This window comes from Dorea sp. Marseille-P4042, from assembly GCF_900290215.1.
Taxonomy (GTDB): Bacteria; Bacillota; Clostridia; order Lachnospirales; family Lachnospiraceae; genus Dorea; species Dorea formicigenerans.
The window spans coordinates 304,118-323,499 of sequence record NZ_OLMI01000003.1; the positions used below are offsets into that span (position 1 = coordinate 304,118).

At 42.7% G+C, this 19,382-nt stretch carries 16 protein-coding genes and 1 tRNA gene; 8 read left to right on the top strand and 9 right to left on the bottom strand.

All coding sequences use genetic code 11. The annotated features are described in order from the left end of the window. Nucleotides 1-13 precede the first annotated feature (13 nt). From pxpB to C7E02_RS14905, 6 genes are all read left to right on the top strand, one after another. Nucleotides 14-742, top strand: coding sequence for a 5-oxoprolinase subunit PxpB (pxpB, locus tag C7E02_RS14880; RefSeq protein WP_029731469.1), 729 nt, complete (start codon nt 14-16; stop codon nt 740-742). Between the two features lies 1 nt (nt 743). Next, nucleotides 744-1,748, top strand: coding sequence for a biotin-dependent carboxyltransferase family protein (locus C7E02_RS14885; protein ID WP_005333165.1), 1,005 nt, complete (start codon nt 744-746; stop codon nt 1,746-1,748). Between the two features lie 18 nt (nt 1,749-1,766). Then, nucleotides 1,767-2,228: an acetyl-CoA carboxylase biotin carboxyl carrier protein gene (gene accB, locus C7E02_RS14890; RefSeq protein ID WP_022278885.1), complete on the top strand. Its 462-nt coding sequence runs from the start codon at nt 1,767-1,769 to the stop codon at nt 2,226-2,228. 11 nt (nt 2,229-2,239) lie between these two features. Then, the gene (gene accC / locus C7E02_RS14895) at nt 2,240-3,586 is read left to right on the top strand and encodes an acetyl-CoA carboxylase biotin carboxylase subunit (RefSeq protein ID WP_105309999.1); all 1,347 of its coding nucleotides are present in this window, start codon (nt 2,240-2,242) and stop codon (nt 3,584-3,586) included. Between the two features lie 598 nt (nt 3,587-4,184). Next, nucleotides 4,185-4,955 carry a LamB/YcsF family protein gene (locus C7E02_RS14900; protein WP_005333160.1) on the top strand — a complete coding sequence of 257 codons (771 nt, stop codon included), beginning with the start codon at nt 4,185-4,187 and terminating at the stop codon, nt 4,953-4,955. Nucleotides 4,956-5,051: 96 nt separating this feature from the next. Continuing rightward, nucleotides 5,052-5,134 (top strand) — tRNA-Leu (locus tag C7E02_RS14905). 222 nt (nt 5,135-5,356) lie between these two features. Here the strand turns inward: C7E02_RS14905 and C7E02_RS14910 are convergent. Continuing rightward, nucleotides 5,357-6,283: a SufB/SufD family protein gene (locus C7E02_RS14910; RefSeq protein ID WP_105310000.1), complete on the bottom strand. Its 927-nt coding sequence runs from the start codon at nt 6,281-6,283 to the stop codon at nt 5,357-5,359. Between the two features lie 17 nt (nt 6,284-6,300). Beyond that, the gene (locus C7E02_RS14915; RefSeq protein WP_105310001.1) at nt 6,301-7,026 is read right to left on the bottom strand and encodes an ABC transporter ATP-binding protein; all 726 of its coding nucleotides are present in this window, start codon (nt 7,024-7,026) and stop codon (nt 6,301-6,303) included. Nucleotides 7,027-7,380: 354 nt separating this feature from the next. Here C7E02_RS14915 and C7E02_RS14920 point away from each other — a divergent pair, with 354 nt between their 5' ends. Further along, a complete protein-coding gene (locus C7E02_RS14920) occupies nt 7,381-9,156 on the top strand; it encodes a putative bifunctional diguanylate cyclase/phosphodiesterase (RefSeq protein WP_105310002.1) in 1,776 nt (591 codons plus the stop codon). Here C7E02_RS14920 and C7E02_RS14925 read toward each other — a convergent pair. Genes C7E02_RS14925 through C7E02_RS14935 form a run of 3 tightly spaced genes read right to left on the bottom strand, consistent with a single transcriptional unit; the run spans nt 9,119 to nt 11,817 of the window. Beyond that, entirely contained in the window at nt 9,119-9,727 is a 609-nt protein-coding gene (locus tag C7E02_RS14925; protein ID WP_105310003.1) for a nucleotidyltransferase family protein, read from the bottom strand. The genes C7E02_RS14920 and C7E02_RS14925 overlap by 38 nt on opposite strands. An 18-nt stretch (nt 9,728-9,745) precedes the next feature. Then, nucleotides 9,746-10,390 (bottom strand): potassium channel family protein, encoded by a 645-nt coding sequence (locus C7E02_RS14930; RefSeq protein WP_029731463.1) that lies wholly within the window; start codon nt 10,388-10,390, stop codon nt 9,746-9,748. Between the two features lie 41 nt (nt 10,391-10,431). Continuing rightward, the gene (locus C7E02_RS14935) at nt 10,432-11,817 is read right to left on the bottom strand and encodes a TrkH family potassium uptake protein (RefSeq protein WP_022278890.1); all 1,386 of its coding nucleotides are present in this window, start codon (nt 11,815-11,817) and stop codon (nt 10,432-10,434) included. 186 nt (nt 11,818-12,003) lie between these two features. Between C7E02_RS14935 and C7E02_RS14940 the strand changes: the two genes are divergently transcribed. After that, nucleotides 12,004-13,047: an aldose epimerase family protein gene (locus C7E02_RS14940; RefSeq protein WP_022278891.1), complete on the top strand. Its 1,044-nt coding sequence runs from the start codon at nt 12,004-12,006 to the stop codon at nt 13,045-13,047. An 84-nt stretch (nt 13,048-13,131) separates the two neighbouring features. On the opposite strand, the gene C7E02_RS14945 is transcribed toward C7E02_RS14940, so the two are convergent. The 4 genes from C7E02_RS14945 to nuoF all read right to left on the bottom strand — a co-directional run bounded on the left by C7E02_RS14945 (nt 13,132) and on the right by nuoF (nt 19,380). Continuing rightward, entirely contained in the window at nt 13,132-14,070 is a 939-nt protein-coding gene (locus C7E02_RS14945; protein WP_022278892.1) for an SGNH/GDSL hydrolase family protein, read from the bottom strand. 11 nt (nt 14,071-14,081) lie between these two features. Then, nucleotides 14,082-15,647 carry an MBOAT family O-acyltransferase gene (locus tag C7E02_RS14950; protein WP_022278893.1) on the bottom strand — a complete coding sequence of 522 codons (1,566 nt, stop codon included), beginning with the start codon at nt 15,645-15,647 and terminating at the stop codon, nt 14,082-14,084. Between the two features lie 126 nt (nt 15,648-15,773). Then, complete coding sequence (locus C7E02_RS14955; RefSeq protein ID WP_105310004.1) at nt 15,774-17,486, bottom strand: [FeFe] hydrogenase, group A; 1,713 nt, start codon at nt 17,484-17,486, stop codon at nt 15,774-15,776. A gap of 16 nt (nt 17,487-17,502) precedes the next feature. Beyond that, on the bottom strand, nt 17,503-19,380 hold the full coding sequence (gene nuoF, locus C7E02_RS14960; RefSeq protein WP_105310005.1) for an NADH-quinone oxidoreductase subunit NuoF: 1,878 nt from the start codon (nt 19,378-19,380) through the stop codon (nt 17,503-17,505). Between the last annotated feature and the right edge of the window lie 2 nt (nt 19,381-19,382).

Genomic DNA, 19,382 nt, shown 5'->3' on the forward strand with positions numbered 1-19,382 from the left:
GGAGATGTTTTTTATGGAAGAAATGAAAATCCACACAGCCGGTGACTCTTCTGTCCTGATTGAATTCGGACAGGAGATCTCCCCGGAGATCAATGCAACAATTACGGCCTTCGTCCATCTGATGAAGGCCCAGCATGTTGAAGGAGTCAAAGATATGATTCCTGCATTTACAAGTCTTCTGATCAACTACGATCCAAGAGTTGTAAATTACGGCGCATTAAAAGAGCGTCTGGAAAAGCTGTTAAAACTTGAGGTCAGCCAGGAAACTGCTCCGTCACGGATCTTTGATATTCCGGTCTGCTACGGTGGCGAATATGGACCTGACCTGGAAAATATCGCAATGCATGCCAATCTTTCTACTCAGGAAGTAATTGATATCCACAGCAGTGAAGACTATCTGATCTACATGCTCGGATTCCTTCCTGGATTTTCTTATCTTGGGGGACTGGACGAACGGATCCACACACCAAGACTTGCAAATCCGCGTATTAAGATTCCGGCAGGAAGCGTCGGAATCGGCGGTTCCCAGACGGGAATCTATCCGCTCGACTCCCCTGGAGGCTGGCAGCTTCTGGGGCTGACTCCGGTAAAGACTTATGATCCGAACCGCGAGATTCCAATCCTTTTCGAAGCCGGTGATTATATTCATTTTGTACCGGTCACAGAAAAAGATTTTCTTGAGATTAAAGAACAGGTGAATCAGGGGACTTACGAGTGTGTGATTCGCCAGAAAGGAGTGTAATATGGGAATTCGCATTTTAAAAGGCGGAATGCTTACAACTGTACAGGACAGTGGGCGCCCGGGCTATCAGAGCCAGGGGTTCGGCGTATCTGGTGTTATGGACCGCCGCTCCTTCAAAATTGCCAATCTTCTTCTGGATAATCCGGAAAATGAAGCAGTTCTCGAATTCACTCTTCTTGGACCAACACTGGAATTTACTTCCGAGACGATCATCGCTATCACGGGAGGTGATTTTCAGCCACAGGTCAACGGAAAGCCTGTGAAAATGTATACGGCGCTCTATATGCACCGTGGAGATATTCTCTCATTTCGTGGCTGCCGTACCGGAAGCCGCGGCTACATCGCATTTTCCAGTTATCTGGAAATCCCGGTCGTTATGGGAAGCCGCTCTACCAACATCAAATGTGGACTTGGAGGATTTAAGGGACGCCGCCTCTTAGACGGTGACTATATCAGCTTCCGTGCCAAAAGAAGATACTTGCCTTATTTCCTGTCTAGAAGCCTGGATCTCAACGAGTTTGATCAGGACAACATTACACTGCGCGTGATTATGGGACCACAGGACGATGCATTTACCGCGGCAGGAAAAGAGACATTTCTATCTTCCGAATATGTTGTAACGAGTGAGTTCGACCGCATGGGCTGCCGTCTGGAAGGACCATTTATTGCATCAAAGTCAACAACAGACATTATCTCTGATGGAATCGCATTCGGTTCTGTTCAGGTACCTAGCCATGGAAAACCAATCATTCTGCTGGCGGACAGACAGACTACCGGCGGATATGCGAAGATTGCTACAGTCATCTCTGTAGATATTCCAAAACTGGTTCAGAGAAAGACAGATCATAAAGTGAAGTTCCAGGCAGTTACTGTAGAAGAAGCCCAGGAACTCCTTGCACTTGAAGCAAAAGAAATGAACGAATTCAGACATCAGATCTACCAGCCTTGTAAAGAGGTTCTGGACTGCCGTCTGGTCGCAAAACGAATCAGCAAATTATTCCAGTAAAAAGAAAGGAAGGACATCATGAATTTAGATAAAATTGAAAAGCTTGTAAAAATTATCGAAGAGTCTTCCCTGCAGGAATTTTCCATTCAGGAAGGCGATATTAAAATAAAAATGAGTAAACGCGCAGGCGAAAGCGTTGCCGTCCCATTTGCACCAGGTATGGGAATGCCGGTTGCAGGAACTGCTGCACCGGAAGCTGCTACTGCAGATGAGACTTCTGGAGCAGTGGAAGAAGAAACATACATTACTTCCCCGATCGTCGGAACATTTTACTCCGCACCTTCACCGGAAGCTAAAGCTTTCGTAAAAGTCGGTGACCGCGTAAAAGCCGGCGAGACTGTATGTATTCTGGAAGCTATGAAACTGATGAATGAGATTGAAAGTGATTTTGACTGCGAGATCGAGGCCGTTCTTGTCAGCAACGAACAGAGAGTTGAATATGGTCAGCCACTCTTTAAAGTAAAGAAGCTTGACGACTAAGGAGGAGTTCCATGTTTCATAAAATATTGATTGCAAACCGCGGAGAGATTGCTGTTCGTATTATCCGCGCCTGCCGTAATATGGGTATCCGCAGCGTAGCAGTCTATTCCAAAGAAGATAAAGACAGTCTTCACGTACAGCTCGCCGACCAGCGTATCTGTATCGGTGAAGGCCCTGCCAGAAACAATTACCTGAATATGCAGCAAATTGTCACCGCTGCCCTGAACATCGGAGCCGATGCGATCCACCCTGGATTTGGTTTTCTCTCTGAGAATTCAGACTTTGTACGTCTGTGCGAAGAACACGGCATTGCATTTATCGGACCAAGTGCAGATGTTATCGACAGCATGGGAAATAAATCTCACGCCAGAAAGACAATGATGGAGGCCGGAGTTCCGGTCGTTCCAGGTACGAAAGATCCAGTCTATGACGTAGAGACCGGCGAAAATCTTGCAGACGAAATCGGTTATCCGGTTATGATCAAAGCCTCCTCCGGCGGAGGTGGAAAAGGCATGCGTGTCTCCCGCTCTAAAGATGATTTTGAATTCAATTTCAACATGGCTCAAAGAGAGTCTGCCAACGCATTTGGCGATGACACCATGTACATTGAAAAATATATTGAAAACCCACGCCATGTAGAGATCCAGATCATGGCCGACACTCATGGAAATGTAGTGGCTCTCGGCGAACGTGACTGTTCTGTACAGCGCAACCACCAGAAGTTGATTGAAGAATCTCCTTCTCCGGCTATCACAGCCAATACCCGCGCTTCCATGAACCACGATGCCGTTCTTGCCGCAAAAGCTGTTGGTTACACAAATGCCGGAACGATCGAGTTCATTCTTGACCAAAGCGGAACTTACTACTTCATGGAAATGAATACCCGTATTCAAGTCGAGCACGGTGTCACAGAAATGGTTACAGGCACAGACCTGATTATTGAACAGATCCGTGTTGCCATGGGCGAGCCGCTTAGCTTCACTCAGGAAGAGGTCATACCACGCGGACATGCCATTGAGTGCCGTATCAACGCTGAAATTCCGGAGAAAAACTTTATGCCAAGTCCTGGTGTGGTAAAACATTTGCACCTTCCTTCTGGAAATGGTGTGCGGGTTGATACCGGTCTTTACACTGGCTACCGCATTCCTTCCGAGTATGACTCCATGATTGCGAAAGTTATCGTTCATGCACCGGACAGAGATGCTGCAATCCAGAAAATGCGGTCTGCGCTGGACGAGATGGTGATCCTGGGCGTTGAGACAAATCTGGACTTCCAGTACCGGATCATGAAAAATCCTGAATTCTGTGAAGGAAATGCAGATACCGGATTTATTGAGCGGTTGTTAAAAATTGATTAATTATCTTGCTGAAATAATTTTCAAACAATAACACTAAGAGCAGAAGCATTACCCCAGCCTCCGTTATGCAAAACATTCCGATGAGCCTTAAAGCGCTGAAATCGTATTCAGCATTGGCTTCCACGATTTCATAAGTCTCATCTTCATTGCATAAAGTCGGCTGGTCATATGCTTCTTGCTCTTTTTATAGTTTACGAAACTTATTTCACCATTCGATAATATCATTCTTTAACCTAGTAAGTTTAAGACTTGCAAGCATCCTTGAAAAACTTTATTCTGATTTTCTGTAAGTCTTTATAATTTGGGAATTTCTATTTTCAAGATGTTCCTCTAAGAGCAGAAGCATTGACAGCACGACCTTATGCAAAGCATTCCGATGAGACTTATGCTTCTTGCTCTTTTTTCGTGTTGAAAATCCATGTTTTACATATCTCATATGCAATTTTTATGTTATTATATATGTAATTAGTCAATGTTTTGAATATTTATAATTTGTGTAGAAGTCATGTATGTGGAAAGATAGATATATATCTACAGAGCCTTCTGATTTTCTATATAGATTATTAAATTTTATAAAAGAAGGGCAGGTTATGTTATTATGTACAAAGTTGATTTAAATAGTGATTTAGGTGAGAGTTTTGGCCGTTATACGATTGGAAATGATGACAAGATTATTCCACTGATTTCTTCTGCGAATATTGCATGTGGTTTTCATGCATCTGATCCGGTTGTGATGACAACTGCGATTGAGCAAACGAAGGAGGCCGGGATTCAGATTGGTGCACATCCGGGATTTCCAGATCTGATGGGATTTGGCCGTAGAAATCTGGCCGTTTCTCCGGCAGAAGCAAAAGCGTATACTCTGTATCAGATCAGCGCTCTTGGAGGTATGTGCAAAGCCCATAATATGCGCCTGCAGCACGTAAAACCACATGGAGCCCTCTATAATATGGCTGCAAAAGATTATGAGCTTTCTAAAGCTATCTGTGAAGCTATTAAGTCCTATGATCCGGAAATCATCGTAATGGGACTCTCTGGCAGTGAAATGATCCGTGCAGCAAAAGATCTGGGGCTTAAAGCAGCCAGCGAAGTATTTGCAGACCGCGCTTATGAAGAAGACGGAACACTTGTGAACCGCCGCAAAGAAGGTGCAGTCATCAAAGACGAGAACGAAGCAATTGCCCGCGTGATCCGCATGGTAAAAGAGCAGAAAGTTACAACAATCACCGGAAAAGATATTTCCATTCAGGCTGATTCCGTATGCGTTCACGGTGATGGCGAAAAAGCTCTTCTTTTCGTTGAGAAAATCCGAAAAGCTATGGCAGAAGAAGGTATTACGATCAGCCCATTAAAAGACATTTGTAATTAACTTTCCTTCCACCGAAAGAACAACAACATTTTTTCAAAAAAATTCAAAAAAGTGTTTGCATTTTCCGTCAACCTATGATATCATATCTTTTGTCGAGCGGAGATGGCGGAATGGCAGACGCGCTAGATTCAGGTTCTAGTGGGAGCAATCCTGTGAGGGTTCAAGTCCCTTTCTCCGCATTGGACATAAGATATAAAACACCGTAAACTCGAGGGTTTATGGTGTTTTTCTTTGCTCAAAAATAGAAAAAACAGCAAATTTATCTCAGTGGGAGTCCAATCTCCGACTGAGATAAACGCTCCGCGAGGATGCGCAGTGATTCTGATAGGAATATGTCAGCTTTGCTGACCAGAATCACGCGCCAAGTCTCACGGATGTTCGACTTGAATTTTTAGCATTTTTTAGTTCAGGAAGTTTTCGATTATGACTCCTTCTGCTTCTTCTTCTGTCATTCCCAGTGTACGGAGTTTTACAAGTTGCTCGTCGTTGATCCTTCCGATAGCCGCCTCATGGATAATTGCTGCATCTACATGTTTTGCGTTAATCTCCGGAATAGAGCTGACTTCAGCATGATCCATGATAATAGAGTCGCATTGTACGTGAGCATGGCAGAGATTTTTACCGACTGCTCTTGGGTGAAATATCTGCCTGGAGCTGCCTTTTGCAACGGATCTGGATACGATCTGTGCAGAGCTTCCTTCACCATTCATTTCTACCATCATATTGGAAGTTGCTTCCTGGTTTCCATGTGTCATCAGCTTCTCTATAACGTACAGTTTTGAGTTTGCCTCCAGATATACATTATTCTCACGTACAGTGGAATCTACACCTTTTATCTGTGCGGTATCAAGTGTAAAGACGGAATTCTCGCCAAGATAAACTTCTGTGACCGGGTTGAGGACTCTTGTTCCTGTTCCTTCGCCTTCTCCATAGTGTTTCTCCACATAATGTACGTTGCAGTTTTTTTCTACGTGAAATGTGTGGATTCCATCATGGCGGCTTTCATTGCAACCGCTGTTGTGAATTCCACAGCCTGCAACAATCGTTACATTTGCTCCTTCTTCTATATAAAAATCATTATAAACCACATCGGTCATTCCTGTGGCATCTACAACGACCGGAATATGTACTTCTTCTCCATCTGTCTTACCATCAATATAAATGTCGATGCCCGGCTTATCCTGCTTTTTCTTAATTTTGATATGTTCGCTGTCACCGTGGCAGAGGGCAATTCCATTGTGTCTTAAGTTAAATGCACCTGACTGTTTAAATCCACTTGCATCGATCTGTTCCAGTACTTTTTTTGTAATTTCATCTAACGTCATCATATTGCTTTCCTCCCTCCTTATCTGCATGTCAGACAGCTATAAGAATCTGCTGTCTTTCCTAATAGTTGTGGAAGGATCTCGTCAGTTGCTCCAATGGACGCGATCTTACCGTCTTCGATGACCATGATCCGGTCTGCCATCTGAATGATTCTCTCCTGATGTGAAATGAGAACCAGGCTTTCCTTCTTTTCTTTGTGGATTTTCTCGAACTGTTCGATCAGCATGGAAAAACTCCAAAGGTCTATTCCTGCCTCCGGCTCATCAAAAATACATAATTTGTGCGATTTTGCAAGTGCGGTTGCAATCTCCAGACGTTTCATTTCACCGCCTGATAGTGTGCCATCCACTTCTCTTTCAATGTACTCATTTGCACAAAGGCCGACCGTACTTAAAAGCTTACAACACTCTTCTCTTTTTAATTCTTTACCTGCTGAGAGTGACAACAGCTTCATAACAGTCATTCCTTTAAATCTCGGTGGCTGCTGAAATGCATAACCGATTCCTGCATCTGCTCTGTGATTGATATCATAATTGCTGATATCCTCTCCATCTAAAATAATCTGCCCGGCGCTTGCTTTTTCAATTCCCATTAAAACTTTCGCAAGTGTGGACTTTCCTCCACCATTTGGTCCGGTAATGACAAGCATCTCGCCATCCGCAACATCGAAACTGATGTTTTCAACAATGCTTCTCTCTACTCCATTCTCCTGAACCTGGAATGTAAGATTCTTTACCTCCAGCATAACATAATCTCCCTTCTGACCCATATCAGATTTCAAAATGTCCCGGCAAAAGCCCCAGACACCTTTCTATTATAAATCATGTGAAAAATGTTGTCACCTTTTATTCCAAGTGATTTAGTATATTTTACATTTTTTCACTTTCTGATACTCCATGCCTCCAGCCGCGTCACCTCTATTTTATTTCCCGCCTCTAATCGCGTCACCTCTATTTATCAAATTCAGAAAGTGGAAAAAATTTCCATAAGAATTTTCCTCTTTCTTTTTCCTCTCCATGTTGAACTCATATTTGACGAATGTTATAATAGTGATTGGCGTAAAATGAATTGATAATTTTGATAACAGGAGGACTTCTTTATGCCAAATTACCCGGACTCAATCCAGGATCTAGAACCGCTTAGCGGTCTATATATAAGAAAAAGATTTTTAAATGAAGTGCGTACTTTTCTGGACCAGAAGCATCCGCAAGGCTGGTGTATTGTAGCCATCGATATTGAGAATTTTAAATTATTCAATGACTGGTACGGGCAGGACAGCGGTGATTATCTGCTTCTGGAAATTGCTGCCTATCTTCGAAGCCTTCACCAGGAAGATCACTACATCACCGGACACTTTAGTGCCGATGACTTTTTTATCTGCATGCCAGATGACGGTCACAAACTCCGCCACATTTATGCAACAATTTATCATTACATTGATAAGCTGGAACAAGATGATAGTTTCCTTCCATCCATCGGCGTCTATCGGATTGAAGACGAATCTCTGAATGTCAGCACGATGTGCAACAATGCGCAGATTGCGGCTTCCAGTGTCGTTGGAAAGATTGGAAACAGAATCTGCTATTTCGAATCTGGCATGACTAAAAAAATAGAATTAAAGCAGCGCATTCTCCGGGATGCACGACATGGACTGGAAAATCACGAATTTATCTTCTATCTTCAGCCCAAATGTAACATGACGACCGGTGAACTGGTCAGCATGGAGGCGCTTGCCAGATGGCAGAAATCTGACGGAACTTTTATCTCACCCGGAGAATTTATCCCACTGTTCGAAAGCAGTGGATTTATTACCCGCTTTGACATGTACATCTGGAAATCTGTCTGCAAAACTTTAGCCGCCTGGCGGGATAAAGGCTGCAAACTTGTTCCGATTTCCATCAATGTCTCTATGATAGACATTACGAATATTGACGTGCCTCAATATTTGTCAATGCTCACAGAGCAGTACCACATTTCCCCGGAATATCTGCCTGTGGAAATTACAGAATCTGTCTTTGCAGAGAGCAACACCATTGTAAAGAATACTATTACCCGTTTCCACAAAAAGGGTTTTTACGTGCTCATGGACGATTTTGGCAGTGGATATTCTTCTTTAAATGTGTTAAAAGACGCGAATGTAGATTATCTGAAACTAGATATGAAGTTCATGCAGATCGATGCAAAGAATAAAGGAAAAGGAATTCAGATTCTGAAATCTATCGTAGATATGGCTTACCGGCTTGGTCTTGTAATCATTGCAGAAGGTGTTGAGACAAAGGAACAGTCCGAGATTCTGAAATCCATGAACTGTAACTATGGTCAGGGATTTTATTTTCACAGACCTATGTCGGTAGAAGCTGCTGAGGAACTCATTCAGACGATTCCAATCGAGAACTTCCGGGCCGCCCATGAACAGGTCAGCCGGATTCGTAATGTCTGCGAAGCGCTCCCTGATTCCCCGGAAATGTGGAAGTTAGGTGACAATATTTTCCGGATTCTTCTGGATCATATGCTTCTGCTCTCCAGATTTAATCTGATCACCGGAGGTATGGAAACGATCAAAAGAGATTCGTCTCTTGCAGGTTTTGGAATTGAATATGAAACCGATTATCAGACCTACATGTCCCGCCTACTGGACGAACAGTTAGTCCATCCGGACGATGCAGATGAATTTCGCTCTATCATGACTCTTGACCAGCTTCGTTTGCGTATGTTCCATGAAAAAGGATCTGTCATCTATCGCTTCCGCAGAAAATTCAAAGCCGGATATTTCTGGACATCACTGGAACTTTTCCCGGATGCTGAATGTTCCAAAGAAAATCCTTGGGTCGTTATGGTTATTCATGAATCTCCGTCAGTGAATCCAGATCTTTAAGCTCTGACGCTGGCATTTCAAACATCTGGACATCGTCCAGATGTTTTTTTAATACACATTTCCCCCCCACATCACCTTCAAGTTTTTTTAGTTCCTCGTAATATTTATATGCAAAAATAACAGGATTCCCCATTCTTCCAGCATTTTCACTAACCAAGATACCTTTCTTTGAAACTTCCCATGTTTCCACCATGTTTTCAAGTGATTCTCTTGTCAGATATGGCTGGTCTGCCACTGCAAACATACAGCCTTCCCTCTTTCGGCTGCCTGTTTTTCCACATTTTTCTTCCAATTCTATGAGCTTTTCCACTCCAAGACGGATAGAGCCGGATATTCCGGCTTCCGGATGTGGATTATTCACGGTTTTCATGTACGAAAAATGTGCTTCCATGTCATAGATGATCTCTTCATACTGCGTCACAATCACTATGGTATCTAAAAGCCCTTTCTGCCACAATGCAGCTACAACTTCCAGTCCGTAGCGGTACATACATTTTCCATTCAACCTATATAACAACTTGTTCGAGCCAAACCGGGTGCTGTTGCCCGCTGCCAGAAAAATCAAATTCATTCGTTTTTCTCCATTCTTCTACTGTATAGCTTCCAATGCCTGATTTGATCCAATCAAAATCAGAACATTCCCTTCCTTCAGCAGTTCTTTTGGATCTGGATTGACTTCTACTTTGTCCCCCATCTTGATTCCCACAACAATAACGTCATAAGTTTTTCTTACATCTAACTCTAAAAGCGTCCTGCCAACCCATTTTTCCGGCACTTCTGTTTCGACCAGGCTATAATCCGGTGAGAGCGCGATCCAGTCCGTAAAGTTTGCAGACATCAGATTCCTTGCCACACGCATTCCCATCTCTTTTTCCGGAAAAATAACAGAATCTGCTCCGATTTTCTTAAGCACTGTTGCATGAAGTTCATTTTTTGCCTTTGCCATAACATATGGAACGCCAATTTCCTTGCACACAAGTGTTGCCATGATACTCGCTTCCATATTGTCTGATGCCGCTACCACAACTCCGTCCAGATTCCTCGTTCCAAGCGAACGGATAAAATCTGCATCTTCAATGTCTGCTTTCATAGCATAGGACACCTGATTCGCAATTGCCTCCACACGCTCCATATTTGCATCGATTGCAACCACTTCACAACCTAATTTTTGAAGCTCAATGGCAACACTTTCTCCAAAACTACCTAACCCAAATACCGCATACTGCTTCTTCACTGTATCTCCTCCATATCACATTTTCTTTCATTTTTCTTACTTTATCCTACCAGTATATTATTCGTCGGAAGTGTGCGCATCCTGTCTTTTTGATTCTTTTTTCCTGCAAACAAAAGTGCAATTGTCACAGGTCCAACTCTTCCAATATACATTAGTGCAATAATTACCGCCTGACTTTCCCTGCACAGATGGGAAGTCAGGTCTGCAGTCAGACCGACGGTTCCAAGCGCAGAAGCCGTCTCATACATAATGTTCAGAAAGGATAACCTGTCTGCTTCAAATACTGCAATCAATGTTGTTCCAGTTAAGTAACAGATCAGCGCAAGCACGACTGTCACAAATCCCATTCTGACATTTTGTGCGGATATTCTTCTTCCAAAACATTCCGTATCCTGTCCCCCACGGACAAATGCAATGCATGTAAGCATGAGCATTGCTATAGTAGTAGTCTTCACACCTCCTGCCGTTCCTCCAGGTGATCCTCCGATAAACATCAAAAGGATATTCAGAAATCTTGTCTCTTCATGCATACCTGCCTGTGAAAATGTAGAATATCCCGCTGTTCTGGTCGTCACTGACTGAAAGGCAGATGCCATCCATTTCTCTCCAAAACTTAAGTGTCCAATTGTATCCGGATTATGATATTCCAGTAAAAATGTCAATAATGTTCCCACTGCCAGCAATATCAAGGTTGTCACGATTGCAAGCTTTGAATGCAGCCGGAGTCTTGTAAACCACCATTTTCCAGGAATTTCTTTCTTTCGGATTTTTTTAATATTACCCAGCACATCATACCAGACACCAAATCCGATACCACTTAAGATGATCAGAAGCATTGTCGTAATATTAATAAGTGGATTACAGATATATTTTGCCAGACTGTCTGAACCCAGTATATCAATTCCTGCATTACAGAACGCAGATACCGAATGAAAGATGCTATACCCAATTCCACGCAGCAATCCATATTCCGGCACGAACTGCACTGCATAGAATAAAGCTCCCACACCCTCAACCGTAAATGTTCCGATCAGAATTCTTCTGACCATTCCTACAATACCACCAATAGAATCTGCGTTATACGTCTCCTGGATAACCATACGCTCCCTGACAGTAATCTGTCTGCGTAAGAGCAAAAAGAATGCCGTTACACAGGCAATGATTCCAAGTCCGCCAATCTGTATCAATATCAACAAAATTACTTTTCCAAATAATGTGAATTGAGTTTGCGGAATGATTGTGACCAGCCCTGTCACACACACTGCAGATGCCGATGTAAATAACGCATCAAAGAATTCAATCGGCTTCTGGTTGCTGACCGGAAGCCATAAAAGAACTGCTCCGGCCACAATTACAAACAAAAATCCGGCTGCCAGAATCTTCATCGTATTCCAGCGGATATTTTTCTTTCTATTATATCTTTTCATATGTTTTCTTCCTTTGATTTTTCAATAACCACATTATGCTCTTTTTCTTTTCTTTTGTCTACTTTTTTTATATATTCCGTATAAGTCTATACTTTTTATTTCTTGCGAAACTTCTTTCCAGGTACTATACTAAATTTAGTTTCAGTTTTAGTTTTATATATTTGTTTTCTATGAGGAGATTTGATTATGATTACAACTACCGATTTCGGAACTTTATGTGACGACAGAACAGTCAGATTATATACATTAAAAAATGACGCCATCGAACTTTCTGTCACAGATTACGGCAGCACTCTCGTACGCCTGCTCGTCCCGGATAAGAATGGCAAGCCAACGGATGTTGTCCTTGGCTATGATGATCTTGCAGGCTACGTGGCCGATGACACCTGCTTTGGAAATAATGTCGGCAGAAGCGCCAATCGTATCGGAGGTGCTTCATTTACACTGAATGGTACAGAATATAAACTGGCTGCCAACGATGGAGAAAATAATCTTCACAGCGGTCCGGACTCTTACTCAAAACGGATCTGGAACGTAGCAGCTAAAACAGATACCTCCATTACATTTTCTCTGGAAAGCCCTCATATGGATCAGGGATTCCCAGGAGCACTGACCATGTCTGTCACCTACGAGATTTCCGGTCAGAACGAAGAGCCTGCTTTCTCGATTACATACGAAGCAGCTCCGGATCAGGATACATTGATCAGCATGACGCACCACAGTTACTATAATCTGAACGGAGAAGGTTCCGGTGATATTCTGAATCATAAGGTTACGCTGGCAGCAGACTTCTATACTCCAACTGATGCAGCTTCTGTTCCAACCGGAGAAATTACTTCTGTCACCGGAACGGTTATGGATTTTCGTGACGGACGTTATCTTGGCACTGATATTGAAGCTTCTACGTTACAGACTGCCCGTGGCTATGATCACAACTGGGTAATCGGAACCGGATATGGTGTTCCTCACAAAGTGTTGACCGCAACAGGTGACCAGAGCGGCATCTCCATGGACTTATCGACAGATTATCCTGGAATCCAGCTTTACACTGCCAACTATCTGGAGCATGTTGCCGGAAAGCAAGGGCATGTATACGAAGCAAGAGATGCTGTGTGCTTCGAGCCACAATATTTTCCAGATGCTATTCATCATCCGAATTTTCCAAGCCCCGTGGTAAAAGCCGGTGAAACTTATAAAAAACAAATTATTTATCATTTTTATACAGACTAACTATAGTAAAATGATAAAAATCCTAAGATGGACAGCTCTTCTATAAGCTCTCCATCTTGGGATTTTTTATGAAATTCTAACGACCTAATATCCTGTCTCCGTTGTATACTGCTCTGCCATCGTATCCCAGCTCGTAAATTTCTCATCACCTCTGTGATCCGGCAGCATATAATGCTCCTGCAAATACGTGATCATGTAATCTGTAATTTTATGTGCTCCTGACAGGTTCAAATGATCGCCTTTATCCAGAGTGTCACTTTTCCAGTCGATTCCCAGTTCCTTAAGCTTCTGATTAAAATCAATATAAGGAATTCCATACTTCCCGGCGTATTTTAGCACTGCATTGTATCTCTTGTAATTATGATTCACCGGAGAAGCCGATGTGTAAAGCAAGAGCTGAATTTTGTTTTTCTCACACAGTTTCCGGATTTTATCCAAATACCAGAGATTTATTTGGGGTATTTCTTTTTCCTTTTTCGTCTTCTTCATGTAACTGCCTTTGCTGTACGGCGCCACTCCCGGCCGGATTGCAAAGCCTTTGTAAGACTGCCATCCTTCTGGTATCTGGTCATTCACAATATTTTTCCACAAATTATGATATTGTAACACCGGAAAATAATACATAGCCGTATCACTGATGGAGCTGCGCAGACTATCCGGCGTATTCGTATAGCGAAACAACATATTGGTTTCCAAGAGTACGACCTGTGGTGACTGATAATCTAAAGCGTGCTTTAACATATAATATGATTCCGAAATGCGCTGAGCAGATTGTCCACATACATAACTTGTAATTCCGGTACTTTTCCACAATTCCATCGGAGATATCGACGTCATGCTCTCACTATCCCCAATTACAAGCATATCTATAGAATCTTTTTGTTCTTTCTGAATACCGACATAGCTGTTATATCTTCCCGGCAGCCCTGCAAGTCTGCCGATATAGATACGTTCTATCCAGTCAGATAACATTACTGTACTGCATATCACTATAAATATAAATATTCCTATCTTTTTCTTCATGTCTATATCCTCTAAAATCCTGCATAAATCAAATCGATCATCTGATAACCTTCTCCATATGCCCCAAAGATCAGAATTGCCATAACAAGACCATAGCAAATGACCCATTTTCCAGGAACAAATGCTTTTTCAACCGTGCAAATCCACTGTTTTTGACACATTTTTGTTTCTTTCGGCCAATACTCCTTCATCAGATCTGCGAAAAATACTATCATACAGCCAATTATTATAATTCTGAAATCATTCTGATCCAAACCTAATGTAAGCAAGGTGCCATCCTTAAACGTCTCTGTCGCGAATCCCTGAAAGATACTTTTAAACATATGAAATCCCTGATGGAAGCCATCTCCTCGGAAAAACATTTCACCCGTGAATATGATGATCAGCATCTTCACTGTCTGAAATGCTTTATAGAACATACACTCCGGATTAATATGAAGTACTGCAAGAATTCTGTCTCTTACCGGTTCCAATGCAAGTCCCATAAAAATCAATCCAAAGTAATATAATCCGTAAAAAATGTAATTCCATTTCGGACCGTGCCACAGACCATTGCTGATCCATACCGGGAAAAGTGCCATTGCTGCAACTCCCATTCTCGCCACATATTTTCCAAAATCCCCTTTGAAATGTTTTCTCGTAAACTTATTCCACTTTCTGGCCGTCTTGGAAATGGATACTGGATAAAAGATATAGTTCTTGAACCAGACACCAAGCGTAATGTGCCATCGTTTCCAGAAATCTGTACATGTCTTTGCAAAAAACGGCTGACTGAAATTCTCCGGCAGGCGAATTCCAAAAAGTCCGGCACTTCCGATGACCATATCCATACAGCCCGAAAATTCCATATACAACTGTATCGTATAAGAAATCGCCGCTGCCACAATCACGGCACCACTGTAGCTCTCGTATCCGACATACACCTTGTCGACCAGCACTGCAAGCCTGTCCGCAATAATCATCTTTTTAAACAATCCCCAGATGATCCGATAACAGCCCTTAAAAACATTCTCTGCTTTTACAGATTCATTTTTAAACAACGTATCTTCCACATCTTCCCATCTGCAGATCGGACCTTCTACGATTACCGGAAAGAATCCAAGAAACAATGCGGTCTTCACCAGACTGTACTCTGCCTTTACCTTTCCCCAGTACACATCTGCCATATATCCGATTGCAGATAGTGTATAAAAAGAAATTCCAATTGGTAAAAAGATCAGTTGATCTTGATAGCTCCAGTCTATATGAAGCGCCATTGCCAGCTTCGAAACATTTCCAAAGAAAAAATTTCGATACTTCAGATACAAAATTGTTCCTAAAAGCAAAAAAATTCCTAACTGAAGTACTCTCTTTTTTCTCTTATCGCGCTTGTCCATCGTATCCATCCAAATGCAGATATGATGCGTCAGAAATGTTGTCCCGATCAGATAAATAATTAATTTTTCACTAAAGCTCCAGAAAAACAAATAACTAAATATGAGCAATGTATAACTTCTCCATTTTGCCGGAGTGATCTGATAGAAAAGAAGTGCTGCCGGCAAAAAAAGGAGTAAGTATGGTGTTGTGTGATAAGCCATAATAACCCTCTCTTTCACACTCCACTATACACTCCTTTTCTTAAGATTTTATGTAGTTTTACAAAATAATTTTAAATATTCAAAACTTTGTTAAAAAGTCATCCCCAACTATATGCAGGTCTGTTTTTATTTATTCTTTTCTTTCTCAGCTTCCGTAAAATTTCTGTGCAGAAGTTCATGTGTTTTACCTTTCAAAAGTCCTTCATACAAAGACTGTACCATCGGATTTTCATCTGATTTCTTAATCTGGGTATTGACATCTGCCTTATACAGTCCCTGCATACGTGCTTCTCTCGTATGTGCACCTGCATCCAGTGGCTGTCCGCCACCCATGACACATCCGCGTCTGCATGCCATAACTTCTACGAAATCATAATGAATCTCTCCGCTCTTAATCTTCTTCAGCAGCTGGTCTGCATTTGCAAGGCCGCTTACGATTGCAGCTTTGATCTCTTTGCCATTATAATCATAGATAATCTCTTTGATTCCATCATCACCGCGCACTCCGCTGGACTTCAATTCTTCCATATCTGCACGCTTGTGTCCCTGTGTAATCTTACGAAGAACAGCTTCTGTGACTCCTCCGGTCACTCCAAAGATCACTCCGGCTCCGGAACCAATTCCAAATGGTACATCTGCAGATTCGATTTCAACCTGGTCAAACATAATTCCTGCCCGCTTAATCATAGAAATCAATTCGGTTGTTGTCAGAACATAATCTATGTCCTGTCTGCCATTCGTTTTCGATTCTGGACGAAGAATTTCTTCTTTCTTTGCCGTACATGGCATAATTGATACAGATACTAATTTTTTACCGGCATTATTTTCCGGATTCTTATAGTATTCTCTTACGACTGCTCCAAACATCTGCTGTGGTGAACGGCAGCTAGACAGATGTGGAACAAATTCCGGATAACGGTTCTCGCAGAATTTCACCCACGCCGGACAGCATGAGGTAAATAACGGAAGATTTTCTCCTGCGTTGAATCTCTCCATAAATTCTTTCGACTCTTCCATAACTGTCAAATCAGCTCCATATGCTGTGTCATAGACCTCATCAAAGCCAAGTCTGTGAAGAACTCCGACCAGTTTTCCCATCACATTCTCACCCTTTGGAATTCCGAATTCCTCACCTGCTGCCACACGTACAGCCGGTGCAATCTGGGCAATTACAATGGTATCTTTATCAGCAAGCGCATCCCAGACAACATCAATATTCGTCTTGATACTGATTGCTCCGGTCGGACAGACAACACGGCACTGTCCACAGTTTACACAGTCTGTCTGGGCAATTGGCTTATTAAATGCAGGAGATACAATTGCTTCTGTTCCACGATAGGCAAAATCAATGGCATTTACTCCCTGTACATTGTCGCACATACGCACACAGTCACCACAGAGAATACATTTATTTGGATCACGTACAATTGCTGGTGAACTGTCATCAATCGGATGTGGCTCTTTTGTATTCTCAAATCGGACATCGTGCACTCCCAGCCTGTGTGCAAGATCCTGGAGATGACATTCCCCGCTCTTGATACAGGTTGTACAATCTCTGCAGTGCGATGCTAAAAGCAATTCTATAATCTGCTTTCTGTATTTTATCAGTCTTGGTGTATTCGTATAAATGACCATTCCGTCCTTCGGTTTTTCTGAACAGGAAGCAAACGTCTTTCCCCATTCATTTTCTACAGTACAAAGACGGCATGCACCGTAAATGGATAATTCAGAATGGTAGCATAATGTTGGTATATCTATTCCGGCTTTGCGGATAACGGCCAGAACGTTTGGTTCATCCGTGAATTCCACACGCCGTCCATCAATCATCATTGATCCCATATTCTTTCCTCCTCGGTTATTCTGTATAGACTGCACCAAAGGAACAATTCTCTAAGCATGCTCCACATTTGATACATTTTGCGCTGTCGATCACATACGGTGATTTAATCTTGCCTGTAATGGCACCAACCGGACAATTTCTTGCACACTTGGAGCATCCCTTACATTTTTCCGGATTGATCTTATAATTCCGGAGATTTGCACAGATACCGGCACGGCATTTCTTATCACGGATATGCTCTTCATATTCTTCCCGGAATGCCTGAATCGTGCTGATTACCGGTTTTGGCGCACTCTTTCCAAGACCGCAGAGAGCTGTGTTTTCAATCATATCAGCTAACTCTTTCAGCTCTTCGATGTCCCCTTCTCTTCCTTCTCCGGCAACGATACGCTCCAGAATCTCCAGCATACGCTTCGTTCCCTCACGGCATGGTACACATTTTCCACAACTTTCACGCTGCGTAAAATTCATAAAGAATCTTGCAACTTCAACCATACAGGTATTCTCATCCATAACAACCAGTCCTCCAGAACCGATCATGGCACCAATCTTCGTCAGTGAATCAAAGTCCATCTTACTGTCCAGCTGTGATTCTGTCAGACATCCTCCAGATGGTCCTCCGATTTGGACAGCTTTAAACATCTTTCCATCACGGATTCCGCCCCCAATATCAAAGATGATCTCTCTTAACGTAATACCCATCGGCACCTCGATCAGACCGGTATTATTTACATTTCCTGTCAGGGCAAATGCTTTCGTTCCCGGACTTTCCGGTGTTCCGATTCCTGTATACCAGTCAGCTCCATGCTTCACGATCATCGGTACATTCGCATAAGTCTCAACATTATTCAGAACCGTCGGTTTTCCAAATAATCCCTTTTCAACGGTTCTAGGCGGTTTTACACGTGGCATTCCACGCTTACCTTCAATGGATGCTGTCAGGGCTGAGCCCTCACCACATACGAAAGCTCCTGCTCCACGGTTGATATGTAAATGGAAGCTAAATCCTGTTCCCAAAATATTGTCTCCCAGAATTCCAAGCTCTTCTGCCTGTTTGATTGCAATGCGAAGTCTGCTGACTGCCAGCGGGTATTCCGCACGGACATAAATATATCCTTCCTGTGCCTGTACCGCATAGGCTGCGATCATCATACCTTCGATCATGCGATGCGGATCTCCTTCCATGATGCTTCTGTCCATGAATGCTCCCGGATCTCCTTCATCACCATTGCAGACGACATAACGGATCTTTTCTTTCTGTCCAGCAACCTGGGACCATTTTCTTCCAGTCTGGAAACCAGCTCCTCCACGTCCACGCAGATTTGACTGGGTAATCGTCTTGATTACGGCCTCCGGCGTCATCTCAAATACAGCTTTTTCAAATGCTTCATATGCACCTACTGCCAGTGCATCCTCAATATGTTCTGCATCAATGTGGCCGCAGTTTTTCAGAACAAGTCTTGTCTGTTTTGCATAGAATGGAATTTCTTCCTGAGTCTGATAGACCTCATTATCCTGCTTGTACATCAGACGTGTGACTGGCTCTCCATGGAGGACTGACTTTTCAAAGATTTCTTCACAGTCTTCCAGCTTTACTTTTAAGTAGAGATAATTATAAGGTTCAATTCTGACAAGCGGACCCATCTCGCAAAAGCCATGACATCCACTTTTCTTAACGCCGACATGTTCTCCATGTGCAATCTCTGCTCCGATTCTGACCTCAACATGATCCATACCCGCTGTCAGTTCACTGAATCTGTCAAAGATTTTGTCAGAACCACCTGCAAGACATCCGGTCCCTCCACAGACCAGTATCTTACATGTTTCTTTATTTCTCTTCTCCTGGCATTGTTCACGCAGGAGTCTAAGTTGTGTTCTGTTTTCCAGTTTCATCT

Excerpts from the sequence above, each read along its gene's own strand:
- pxpB (WP_029731469.1), top strand. The coding sequence starts at position 14 with ATGGAAGAAATGAAAATCCACACAGCCGGTGACTCTTCTGTCCTGATT.
- C7E02_RS14885 (WP_005333165.1), top strand. The coding sequence starts at position 744 with ATGGGAATTCGCATTTTAAAAGGCGGAATGCTTACAACTGTACAGGAC.
- accB (WP_022278885.1), top strand. The coding sequence starts at position 1,767 with ATGAATTTAGATAAAATTGAAAAGCTTGTAAAAATTATCGAAGAGTCT.
- accC (WP_105309999.1), top strand. The coding sequence starts at position 2,240 with ATGTTTCATAAAATATTGATTGCAAACCGCGGAGAGATTGCTGTTCGT.
- C7E02_RS14900 (WP_005333160.1), top strand. The coding sequence starts at position 4,185 with ATGTACAAAGTTGATTTAAATAGTGATTTAGGTGAGAGTTTTGGCCGT.
- C7E02_RS14910 (WP_105310000.1), bottom strand. The coding sequence starts at position 6,283 with ATGATGACGTTAGATGAAATTACAAAAAAAGTACTGGAACAGATCGAT.
- C7E02_RS14915 (WP_105310001.1), bottom strand. The coding sequence starts at position 7,026 with ATGCTGGAGGTAAAGAATCTTACATTCCAGGTTCAGGAGAATGGAGTA.
- C7E02_RS14920 (WP_105310002.1), top strand. The coding sequence starts at position 7,381 with ATGCCAAATTACCCGGACTCAATCCAGGATCTAGAACCGCTTAGCGGT.
- C7E02_RS14925 (WP_105310003.1), bottom strand. The coding sequence starts at position 9,727 with ATGAATTTGATTTTTCTGGCAGCGGGCAACAGCACCCGGTTTGGCTCG.
- C7E02_RS14935 (WP_022278890.1), bottom strand. The coding sequence starts at position 11,817 with ATGAAAAGATATAATAGAAAGAAAAATATCCGCTGGAATACGATGAAG.
- C7E02_RS14940 (WP_022278891.1), top strand. The coding sequence starts at position 12,004 with ATGATTACAACTACCGATTTCGGAACTTTATGTGACGACAGAACAGTC.
- C7E02_RS14945 (WP_022278892.1), bottom strand. The coding sequence starts at position 14,070 with ATGAAGAAAAAGATAGGAATATTTATATTTATAGTGATATGCAGTACA.
- C7E02_RS14950 (WP_022278893.1), bottom strand. The coding sequence starts at position 15,647 with ATGGCTTATCACACAACACCATACTTACTCCTTTTTTTGCCGGCAGCA.
- C7E02_RS14955 (WP_105310004.1), bottom strand. The coding sequence starts at position 17,486 with ATGGGATCAATGATGATTGATGGACGGCGTGTGGAATTCACGGATGAA.
- nuoF (WP_105310005.1), bottom strand. The coding sequence starts at position 19,380 with ATGAAACTGGAAAACAGAACACAACTTAGACTCCTGCGTGAACAATGC.